The organism is Aliivibrio finisterrensis (assembly GCF_008933155.1).
Taxonomy (GTDB): domain Bacteria; phylum Pseudomonadota; class Gammaproteobacteria; order Enterobacterales; family Vibrionaceae; genus Aliivibrio; species Aliivibrio finisterrensis.
This window is the reverse complement of the sequence record NZ_WBVP01000026.1, coordinates 23,954-34,467: the sequence shown is the minus strand read 5'-3', so window position 1 is coordinate 34,467 and position 10,514 is coordinate 23,954. Positions and strand designations below refer to the sequence as shown.

Here is a 10,514-nt window from a genome sequence, read left to right as displayed (position 1 = left end):
TGAGCCCGACGAGCTACCAAGCTGCTCCATCCCGCGTCCGGATGCCATTGTTCAAAGTACAATAGAAACTTAAACCAATTTCAATTTTCGAGAAGCACTTCATTACGGTACTAAAAAGAAATTGGAGCGACACACGAGGCTCGAACTCGTGACCTCAACCTTGGCAAGGTTGCGCTCTACCAGCTGAGCTAGTGTCGCATACTGATATTCTGATAAGGAGTAGCTCCTCGTTCAGAGGCTGCGAATTATACGAGTAAAACGTGATGATGCAAGCGGATTTTGAAAAAAAACTAAAAAATCTTTAAAACCCGCCACTTTCGCTCAACAATTCATCAAAAGAACTAGATTGTGAAAATATGTTGACGGTAATACTTCAACTCAGCAATAGATTCTCTAATATCATCCAATGCTAAATGGGTTCCTGTTTTCTCAAAGCCATCAAGAACTTCAGGTTTCCAACGGCGAGTGAGCTCTTTAATCGTACTTACATCAACGTAGCGGTAATGAAAATACTCTTCAAGCTTAGGCATATGCTTATATAGGAAGCGGCGATCTTGGCCAATACTGTTACCGCAAATTGGGGAAATACCTTTTGGTACCCACTGTTCAAGAAAAGCAATCGTCTCTTCGATCGCTGCAGCTTCATTGTATTCACTTGCTTGTACACGAGCGACTAATCCACTGTTAGTGTGTGTATTTGTGCACCAGTCATCCATCTTAGCCAATTCTTCTTCTGACTGATGAATAGCAATAACCGGCCCTTCTGCTAAAATATTTAGCTGAGCATCAGTTACAATGGATGCGATTTCGATGATTTTATGAGTTTCAGGATCCAATCCTGTCATCTCCAAATCAACCCAAATCAGGTTTTGATCATTAATTGCCATAGAGAGCTGCCTATTTTGTAACTAAAAAGGGTATGATACTCGGGCCGATTTATCTTTCAACATAAAACTGAAAGCCAACCTACAAGTGAAATCATTTCGTGGCAAAAAAGACAAAGTTAACTAAAGGCCAAGTTCGCCGAGTACGTTCTAATCAAAATAAACGTATAGAAAAGATAAAGACCACCATTGAGTGGGATGAATCCTCATTAGAAGCAGCCAAAGAAGGGCTAGTCATTACTCGCTTTGGCCAACATGCGGATATCGAAGATCCAGAAAGCAAAGAAATACATCGTTGTAACTTACGTCGAGGTATTGAAAGCTTAGTGTCTGGTGATCGTGTTATTTGGCGTCCAGGTACAGAAGTACTTGCAGGTATATCTGGTGTTGTTGAAGCCGTTAAGCCACGCACATCAATACTCACTCGTCCAGATTATTATGACGGCATTAAACCCGTTGCAGCAAATGTTGACCAAATGGTCATTGTTTCTTCTATTCTTCCTGAGTTGTCATTAAACATTATTGACCGTTACCTTATTGCGTCAGAAACATTACATATAAAGCCGCTAATCGTACTAAACAAAGTCGATTTACTTTCTGAAAAAGAATTTACTGATGTTAAGCAACTTCTTAGTCTATATGAAGATATTGGCTATAAAGTAAAATACGTAAGTAAAGAATCAGGCTATGGCGTAGAAGAACTTGAAGCTGAGCTACGCGATCATATTAATATCTTTGTTGGTCAGTCAGGCGTTGGTAAATCAAGCTTAGTGAATGCATTAATGCCTGAACTTGAAATTATTGAAGGCGCGGTTTCTGAAAACTCAGGTCTTGGCCAACACACAACAACCGCAGCTCGTTTATATCATTTCCCTCATGGCGGCGATCTTATCGATTCTCCTGGGGTTCGTGAGTTTGGTTTATGGCACTTAGAAAAAGATGAGATAACAGCCTCTTTCGTTGAGTTCAAAGGCTTTATTGGTGGCTGTAAGTTTAGAGACTGTACGCATAAAGATGACCCAGGCTGTATTCTTCAAGAAGCGGTATCAAACGGTAAAATTTCCAAACTGCGCTTCGAAAGCTACCATCGAATTATTGAAAGTATGTCTGAGAACAAAGCCAATCGCCAATTCTCCCGCGGCAAAAAAGCCGATTAATAAACAAAGTAAAGATGTGGTAATATCCACATTAAGTAATAACTAGTAGGCAAATAACGTGTCAGATAATTTAAAAATTGGGTTACAGTATTTAACCCCAAAACATGCACTTACTCGTTTGGCTGGCAAATTAGCATCAGCAAAAATGGGTTGGTTAACAACAGCGGTAATTAAGTGGTTCATTAAACAATACAAAGTTGACATGAACGAAGCTAAAAACCCAGATCCTAAAGCGTACTCTACATTCAACAACTTCTTTGTTCGTGAATTAGAAGATGGCGCTCGCCCTATTAATGATTGTGTGAATGTAATTTCTCATCCAGCGGACGCGTGCGTAAGCCAATTTGGCCCGATTACTGACGGCCAATTAGTTCAAGCTAAAGGCCATGTATATTCAGCTCAAGAGCTACTTGGTGGTGATGAAGATCTGGCTGAAGAATTTATGGGTGGCGAATTCGCAACTCTGTATTTATCACCACGCGACTACCACCGTGTACACATGCCTTGCGATGCTACATTACGTAAGATGATTTATGTTCCTGGTGATCTTTTCTCAGTAAATCCATTAACAGCAGAAAACGTACCTAATTTATTTGCACGTAACGAACGTGTTGTCTGTATTTTTGATACTGAATTTGGGGCAATGGCTCAAGTTCTTGTTGGTGCAACTATCGTTGGTAGCATTGAAACAACATGGGCTGATACGGTAACACCACCTACAGGTCCTGCAGTTAAAACATGGCATTACCCACTTTCTGGCGATGATATGATTTGCTTTAAGAAAGGTGAAGAGATGGGGCGCTTTAAATTAGGCTCAACTGTTATTAACTTATTTGCACCTAACTCAATTAAGTTTGATCCATCAATGGAAAATGGCGTTCCAACTCGTATGGGTACTCCGTTTGCACATATTGCAAAATAAGTAATTTACTTAAAATAAAGCAAAAATAGCGAACCTTGTGTTCGCTATTTTTTTAAGTTCAGATAATCTAAAACTCATGACTAATAATAATCAATGGAATGATAATGGGATATGAATGGTTAGCGCTTGGTGCCGCTTGTTTATGGGCACTATCAAGTATGATATCTGTCGCTCCTGCTCGCCACCTTGGTGCATTCGCTTATAGCCGCTGGCGTATGGGCTGCGTAACAATAATGCTTTCCACGCTCGCTTGGTTTACTGGTGGGTGGCTCTCTATTGATTCTTCTCACCTTTATCCAATGATGCTTTCTGGTTTGATAGGCATTTTCATTGGAGATACGGCCTTATTTGCCTGCTTTAATCGCATGGGTCCAAGACAAGCTGGGTTACTCTTCTCATGCCACGCTCTCTTTTCAGCCATCCTTGGTTACTGGCTATTTAATGAAACCTTACAAGGTTGGGAGCTAGCTGGTGCTATTTCTGTTTTCTCTGGCGTCTCAATTGCTATTTTCTTTGGAAAAAAAGCAAATAATCAAGGGACATGGGATGAAGTCAAAGGCAATATTTGGATAGCCATATTTCTAGGACTACTTGCTGCTTTTTGCCAAGCGCTTGGTGGTGTTATTGCAAAACCGGTAATGCTAACCAGTGCTGATCCGATTGCCGCTTCAGCAATTCGAATGGCTTCTGCTTTTGGTGCTCATAGCTTATTAAGACTGACTAATTTACCTATATCACGACCAATTACGCCAATTAATGCACGTATTTTAGGTATTGTCGCATTGAATGGGTTTCTTGCTATGACTGTCGGTATGACCTTAATTTTATATGCTCTACAAAAAGGGAATGTAGGTATGGTTGCCCTGCTTTCTTCAACGACACCAATTATGATCTTACCTTTATTGTGGCTATACACAAAAAAAGCACCAAACCGTTTTGCTTGGTTAGGTGCTTTTTTAGCAGTCATAGGGACAGGATTAATCGTTAGCTAATTGAACGTAAAAATAACTAGGCTCTATCAAACGGAAAAGCCATCACTTGATCAATGTGCTTTTCTCCCATTGCGAGCATAATTAAGCGGTCAATACCTAGAGCAACACCAGCGCAATCAGGAAGACCTGCTTCTAGTGCCGCAATCAAATGATAGTCAATTGGTTGTTCAATTAAGCCCATTGATTTACGTTTCGCATTGTCTTCTTTAAAACGAGCAAGCTGTTCTTTGGCATTATCTAGCTCATGAAATCCATTCGCCAGTTCAATACCCTTAAAGTACACCTCGAAACGTTCAGCCACTCTCTGATCCGTAGGATTAATCTTAGCAAGTGCAGCTTGAGAGGCTGGGAAGTCATAAACAAAAGCAGGAACCTCTAAGCCTATTTTCTCTTCAACCCCCATGCTAAATAGCAGCTGCAGTAATGTATCTCTATCTTCTTCAATATCCGCAATATCTGATAAGCCTAGAGGAGCGGCAACCGCTCTTAATTCATCCATAGATGATTCTAAAGGGCAAATACCAAGCACTTTAATAAAGGCTTCCTGATATGTCATACGCTCTGAATCATGACACTTTAACACCAACATCAGAAGCTCATTCATTTCATCCATTAGCTGATGATGATCAAAGCTTGGGCGATACCATTCCAACATCGTAAATTCAGGGTTATGGAAACGCCCGGCTTCTTCATTACGAAATGCTTTATTAATTTGGTAAATCGCACCACTTCCAGCCGCTAATAATCGCTTCATATGAAATTCAGGGCTAGTCATAAAATACAAATGCGCGCCATCGGCATAGCCCGGTCCAACAAAATCAGTTTGAAAGGTATGAAGGTGCACATCTGTAACAGTGGCATGACTCATTGCAGGGGTATCTACTTCCATCACTTTTCGCTCAGAAAAGAACAAACGAATAGAAGTCATAATCTCAGCACGTTGCTGTAATTGCTCAATTGATGCACTTGGCATCCAATTTTGACTAGTCATAATCTTATACATTAGAAAAACTTATCCAAAATGATACCTGATAACCCACTTTAAGGTTACCTATTTTTTAACTTTATAAATACCCTTACCCATCAAGGGGATACGAGATCGATAAGAATTATTATCACTTATAAAGCAACAACTTAACTACAAATAGTAGCGAATATTAACAGCTTTAACTAGTTGACGGAGATCACATTATTTACAACAAACCACCCCATTAGTGGTACTTGCACGACAAAACTTTATCCATATCAATTTTTATTACAAAAGCTCACATAGAATAGGCATCAGAATTTTTAAGTTTTATTTGCTCTTTATTTGTCACACGAGCAGGCTAGATTCTCATAATTAATCATATTTAGGTGGTTAATTTAATTTTTTATCTTTTATCCCGGAGAATAACTGTGAAAACGATAACCACAGATATTGCAGTGATCGGCGCGGGCGGTGCAGGTCTACGTACTGCCATTGCAGCAGCAGAAGCGAACCCAGAGCTAGAAATTGCTCTAATCTCAAAAGTTTACCCAATGCGTTCGCACACTGTTGCCGCGGAAGGTGGGTCAGCAGCCGTGACCAAGGAAGAAGATACACTAGACAATCACTTCAACGATACTGTTGGCGGTGGTGATTGGCTGTGTGAACAGGATGTTGTTGAATACTTTGTAAAAAATGCATACCGCGAGATGACTCAATTAGAACAATGGGGTTGTCCTTGGAGCCGTAAAGAAAATGGCGAAGTAAACGTTCGTCGTTTTGGTGGTATGAAAGTTGAACGTACATGGTTTGCTGCCGATAAGACAGGCTTCCATATGCTTCACACCCTATTCCAAACTTCAATGAAATACCCTCAAATCAACCGTTTTGATGAGTACTTTGTTGTTGATATTTTAGTTGAAGATGGTCAAGTTCAAGGTCTGATTGCTATTCATATGGCTGAAGGCGAACTTATTTGTATTAAAGCAAAATCTGTTGTTCTTGCAACGGGTGGCGCAGGTCGTGTTTACCACTGTAATACCAATGGCGGTATCGTTACTGGTGATGGTATGGCTATGGCATTCCGTCACGGTGTTCCACTGCGTGATATGGAATTTGTTCAATACCACCCAACGGGCCTACCTGGCACAGGCATCCTGATGACTGAAGGTTGTCGTGGTGAAGGCGGTATCATCGTAAACAAAAATGGTTACCGTTACCTACAAGATTACGGCATGGGTCCTGAGACTCCTGTTGGTGAGCCTAAGAACAAGTACATGGAACTGGGTCCTCGTGACAAAGTTTCTCAAGCGTTCTGGCACGAACAACAAAAAGGCAACACTATCAAACACCCTCTTGGTGATGTAGTGCATTTGGATCTTCGTCACCTAGGTGAAGAGTACCTAAATGAACGTCTACCGTTTATCTGTGAGCTTTCAAAAGCCTACGTTAACGTTGATCCAGCAAAAGAGCCAATTCCAATTCGTCCTACTGTTCACTACACCATGGGTGGTATTGAAACGGATAAGAACAACGAAACAAACATCAAAGGTCTATTTGCTGTTGGTGAATGTTCTTCTGTTGGTCTTCACGGTGCAAACCGTCTAGGTTCAAACTCACTTGCTGAGTTAGTTGTATTTGGTCGCCTTGCAGGTGAAAAAGCCGCTGAGCGTGCTGCTGAATTCACAACTTGGAATGACGATGCTATCAAAGCACAAATTGAAGAAGTACAAGGCCGTATTGATGCATTACTAGCTCAAGAAGGCGATGAAAACTGGTCTGATATCCGTACGGAAATGGGCCATTCAATGGAAGCGGGTTGTGGTATCTATCGTAAAGAGCACGAGATGCAAGATACGATTGAGAAACTGGCTGAACTGAAGAAACGTTATAAAAACATCAGCATCAAAGATAAAGGTAAAGTGTTCAACACTGACCTATTATACGCTATCGAAGTAGGTTACGGCCTTGAAGTTGCTGAAACAATGGCTCACTCTGCGATTCTACGTAAAGAGTCTCGTGGTGCACACCAACGTCTAGATGAAGGTTGTACAGAACGTGATGATGTGAACTTCCTAAAACACTCATTAGCGTATTACAACAAAGATGCAGCGCCGACAATTAAATACAGCGATGTAACTATCACCAAATCTCAACCAAAAGCTCGCCTATACGGTGAAGCAGCAGAAAAAGCAGCAGCGGCAGAAGCTGAAGCAGCTAAGATCGCAGAGGAGCAAGCATAATGACAGCTGGTAAGAGAGTTCAAAAAGTAAGCATTATGCGTTACGACCCTATGGTAGATGAGAAACCTTATCTACAAGCGTTCGACGTACCTTGTGACGATACAACTTCTGTTCTTGATGCAATTGGTTACATCAAAGATAACCTAGACAAAAACCTATCTTACCGTTGGTCTTGTCGTATGGCGATCTGTGGCTCTTGTGGCATGATGGTAAACAACGTACCTAAGCTTGCTTGTAAAGCGTTCTTACGTGATTACCCAAATGGTTTAACACTAGAACCATTAGCAAACTTCCCTATCGAGAAAGACTTAATTGTTGATATGACGCCGTTCATCGAACGTTTAGAAGCAATCAAGCCTTATATTCTTGGTAACGACCGTACTCCAGATCAAGGTCCTAACACTCAGACTCCTGAGCAAATGGCAAAATACAAGCAGTTCGCTGGTTGTATCAACTGTGGTCTATGTTATGCAGCGTGTCCTCAATTCGGTCTAAACCCTGAATTCATCGGTCCTGCAGCACTAACACTGGCACACCGTTACAATCTTGATAGCCGTGATAACGGTTCTGCTGAGCGTATGAAGCTAATCAATGGCGACAACGGCGCATGGGGCTGTACGTTTGTAGGTTACTGTTCTGAAGTATGTCCAAAACACGTTGACCCTGCAGCAGCAGTTAACCAAGGTAAGATCGCATCGTCTCAAGACTTTGTTATCGCAATGCTTAAACCACAGGAGGCATAAGGATGAGCAACCGTAAACCTTACGTTCGCGAAATGACACGTACTTGGTGGAAAGATCACCCTTTCTACCGCTTCTACATGGTTCGTGAAGCAACAATTTTACCGCTAATTTTCTTTACTATCTGTCTGCTTGTTGGCTTAGCTAGTTTAGTAAAAGGTCCACTTGCTTGGGCTTCTTGGTTAGATTTCATGGCAAACCCTATTGTGGTTGCTCTGAACATTGTTGCTTTAGCGGGTAGCTTATTCCATGCTCAAACATTCTTTAGCATGATGCCGCAAGTAATGCCTATTCGTCTTGGTGGTAAAACACTGGATAAGAAAGTCGTTGTTCTTGCACAATGGGCAGCAGTTGCTGCAATCACACTACTTGTATTGGTTATCGTTTAAGGAGAATTATTGTGGTAAATCTTAATCCAAAGCGTTCTGACGAACCAGTATGGTGGGGCTTATTCGGTGCCGGTGGTACTTGGTTTGCAATGCTAACACCAGTAACTATCTTAGTTCTTGGTATTTTAGTTCCACTCGGTGTGATTGGTCCTGAATCAATGAACTACCTACGTGTTGCTGGTTTTGTTACTAGCATCATTGGTGCATTATTTGTTATCGGTTCTATCTCTATGCCTATGTGGCATGCGATGCACCGTTTACATCATGGTATGCACGACCTAAAATTCCACACAGGTACTGCAGGTAAGATTGCTTGTTACGCAACAGCGGCTCTATTTACAGTGCTTTCTGTTGTATTCATCTTTATGATCTAATCTAAAGCTGAAGCAATAAAAAAGGTTGGCTTCATGCCAACCTTGTTTGTATCTGCTATGTAATTCAACTATTTATCCAGAATGGTATAAATAAAAAAGGCCACCGAAGTGACCTTTTGTATAAAGCTAATCTTAATATAAATCGAAATTACTTAACACGACCTACATATTCGCCAGTACGCGTATCAACTTTAACTACTTCGCCGATAGCGATGAATAGTGGAACACGAACTACTGCACCAGTAGAAAGCGTTGCTGGTTTACCACCAGTACCTTGAGTATCACCTTTCAGACCTGGGTCTGTTTCAGTCACTTCAAGTTCAACAAAGTTTGGCGGTGTCACTGTAATTGGATTATCATTCCAAAGAGTCAGTGTACAAGTGTCGTTTTCTACTAACCATTTAGCAGCGTCACCTACTGATTTTACATCAGCAGCGATTTGCTCAAAGCTTACGCTGTTCATGAAGTGGTAAAATTCACCGTCGCTGTATAGGTAGTCTAGCTCTACGTCTACAACGTCTGCTAATTCAAAGCTTTCACCTGATTTAAATGTTTTTTCTAGTGTTTTACCAGAAAGCAATCTACGAAGTTTTACACGGTTGAATGCTTGACCTTTACCTGGCTTAACATATTCGTTCTCGATAATTGAGCATGGCTCATTATCTAGCATAAATTTCAAACCGCCTTTGAATTCATTGGTACTTACTGACGCCATGATTTCCTCTTAACATCGTTGAGTTATAAATAATGTCACACATAATAACCCGAAATGACGCTCCTGTTGAGCAAAACTGGCTCAAAGAACTAGCGAATGCGATCTCTGACCCTCATCAATTACTCTCAACACTAGGTATTGATAGCTCTTCATGGGAGAAAGGTCTAGAAGCGAAAAAGTTATTTGCGTTACGTGTGCCGACAAGTTTTGTCGATAGAATGGAATTTGGCAACCCTTTTGATCCTTTATTACGCCAAGTTTTGCCTTTAGATCAAGAATTCGAGGTACATGAAGGATATTCGAACGATCCTTTAGGGGAACAAGACAACGAACAACCAGGTTTACTGCATAAATACAAAAACCGAGTTCTATTGATTGTAAAGGGAGGTTGTGCAGTCAATTGTCGTTATTGCTTCCGCCGTCATTTCCCATATCAAGATAACAAAGGCAGTAAGGCCATTTGGCAAGAGTCAATCGATTACATTGCAAATCATCCTGAAGTAAATGAAGTCATCTTTTCTGGTGGTGATCCTTTAATGGCAAAAGATCATGAACTGACATGGTTAATTGAACATATTGAAGCGATTCCGCACATCAAGCGCCTTCGTATCCACTCTCGCTTACCGGTAGTAATACCAAACCGTATTACTGATACGCTGTGTCAGCTATTTAAACAAACACGCTTACAAATCATTCTAGTGACTCATATTAACCATGCTAACGAGATTAACGCTGAGTTAGTAAATAAAATGACTCAATTAAAGCAATCAAACGTCACACTATTAAATCAAAGTGTATTACTTAAAGATGTGAATGATACAACAAGGACATTAACTGATTTAAGTGAGGCGTTGTTTGATGCGGGTATTTTACCCTATTACCTTCATGTATTAGATAAGGTGCAAGGTGCTGCTCATTTCTTTGTTTCTGATAAAAAAGCAAAACAACTAATGGGGGAATTAATTGAAAATGTTTCTGGTTATCTTGTACCGACACTTGCCAGAGAAATTGGTGGTAGAAAGAGTAAAACACCTCTCGATTTATATTTAGAGTAATACCAATACTCTTCTCGAAGCATAAGTATGTAGACATAAAAAAACCGAAGCGATCGCTTCGGTTTTTTGTATCTAA

At 40.7% G+C, this 10,514-nt stretch carries 11 protein-coding genes and 1 tRNA gene; 8 read left to right on the top strand and 4 right to left on the bottom strand.

Annotated features, from left to right (window positions below):
- Window positions 1-122: 122 nt before the first annotated feature.
- Both F8B77_RS16140 and orn read right to left on the bottom strand, forming a co-directional pair.
- Window positions 123-198: transfer RNA gene (locus F8B77_RS16140), tRNA-Gly, on the bottom strand.
- Window positions 199-341: 143 nt separating this feature from the next.
- Complete coding sequence (gene orn / locus F8B77_RS16135) at window positions 342-887, bottom strand: oligoribonuclease (RefSeq protein ID WP_151656583.1); 546 nt, start codon at window positions 885-887, stop codon at window positions 342-344.
- Window positions 888-985: 98 nt separating this feature from the next.
- Here orn and rsgA point away from each other — a divergent pair, with 98 nt between their 5' ends.
- The 3 genes from rsgA to F8B77_RS16120 all read left to right on the top strand — a co-directional run bounded on the left by rsgA (window position 986) and on the right by F8B77_RS16120 (window position 3,955).
- Window positions 986-2,041 carry a small ribosomal subunit biogenesis GTPase RsgA gene (rsgA, locus tag F8B77_RS16130; RefSeq protein ID WP_151656581.1) on the top strand — a complete coding sequence of 352 codons (1,056 nt, stop codon included), beginning with the start codon at window positions 986-988 and terminating at the stop codon, window positions 2,039-2,041.
- 58 nt (window positions 2,042-2,099) lie between these two features.
- Complete coding sequence (gene asd / locus F8B77_RS16125) at window positions 2,100-2,963, top strand: archaetidylserine decarboxylase (protein WP_151656579.1); 864 nt, start codon at window positions 2,100-2,102, stop codon at window positions 2,961-2,963.
- Window positions 2,964-3,067: 104 nt separating this feature from the next.
- Window positions 3,068-3,955 carry a DMT family transporter gene (locus F8B77_RS16120; protein ID WP_167512842.1) on the top strand — a complete coding sequence of 296 codons (888 nt, stop codon included), beginning with the start codon at window positions 3,068-3,070 and terminating at the stop codon, window positions 3,953-3,955.
- A 16-nt stretch (window positions 3,956-3,971) separates the two neighbouring features.
- Here the strand turns inward: F8B77_RS16120 and epmA are convergent, their stop codons facing one another.
- Complete coding sequence (gene epmA / locus F8B77_RS16115; protein WP_167512841.1) at window positions 3,972-4,946, bottom strand: elongation factor P--(R)-beta-lysine ligase; 975 nt, start codon at window positions 4,944-4,946, stop codon at window positions 3,972-3,974.
- 407 nt (window positions 4,947-5,353) lie between these two features.
- Between epmA and frdA the strand changes: the two genes are divergently transcribed.
- The 4 genes from frdA to frdD are packed head-to-tail and all read left to right on the top strand — an operon-like array spanning window position 5,354 to window position 8,668.
- Window positions 5,354-7,165, top strand: a complete 1,812-nt coding sequence (gene frdA / locus F8B77_RS16110) for a fumarate reductase (quinol) flavoprotein subunit (protein ID WP_130043850.1) — start codon at window positions 5,354-5,356, stop codon at window positions 7,163-7,165.
- The gene (locus F8B77_RS16105; RefSeq protein WP_130043849.1) at window positions 7,165-7,908 is read left to right on the top strand and encodes a succinate dehydrogenase/fumarate reductase iron-sulfur subunit; all 744 of its coding nucleotides are present in this window, start codon (window positions 7,165-7,167) and stop codon (window positions 7,906-7,908) included. Before frdA ends, F8B77_RS16105 begins: the two co-directional genes overlap by 1 nt.
- A 2-nt stretch (window positions 7,909-7,910) precedes the next feature.
- A complete protein-coding gene (gene frdC / locus F8B77_RS16100; RefSeq protein WP_151656575.1) occupies window positions 7,911-8,294 on the top strand; it encodes a fumarate reductase subunit FrdC in 384 nt (127 codons plus the stop codon).
- 11 nt (window positions 8,295-8,305) lie between these two features.
- Window positions 8,306-8,668, top strand: a complete 363-nt coding sequence (gene frdD, locus F8B77_RS16095) for a fumarate reductase subunit FrdD (RefSeq protein ID WP_167512840.1) — start codon at window positions 8,306-8,308, stop codon at window positions 8,666-8,668.
- A gap of 148 nt (window positions 8,669-8,816) precedes the next feature.
- Here frdD and efp read toward each other — a convergent pair whose 3' ends face one another.
- Entirely contained in the window at window positions 8,817-9,383 is a 567-nt protein-coding gene (gene efp, locus F8B77_RS16090; RefSeq protein ID WP_130043847.1) for an elongation factor P, read from the bottom strand.
- Window positions 9,384-9,415: 32 nt separating this feature from the next.
- Here efp and epmB point away from each other — a divergent pair, with 32 nt between their 5' ends.
- Complete coding sequence (gene epmB / locus F8B77_RS16085) at window positions 9,416-10,438, top strand: EF-P beta-lysylation protein EpmB (RefSeq protein ID WP_151656571.1); 1,023 nt, start codon at window positions 9,416-9,418, stop codon at window positions 10,436-10,438.
- Window positions 10,439-10,514 lie beyond the last annotated feature (76 nt).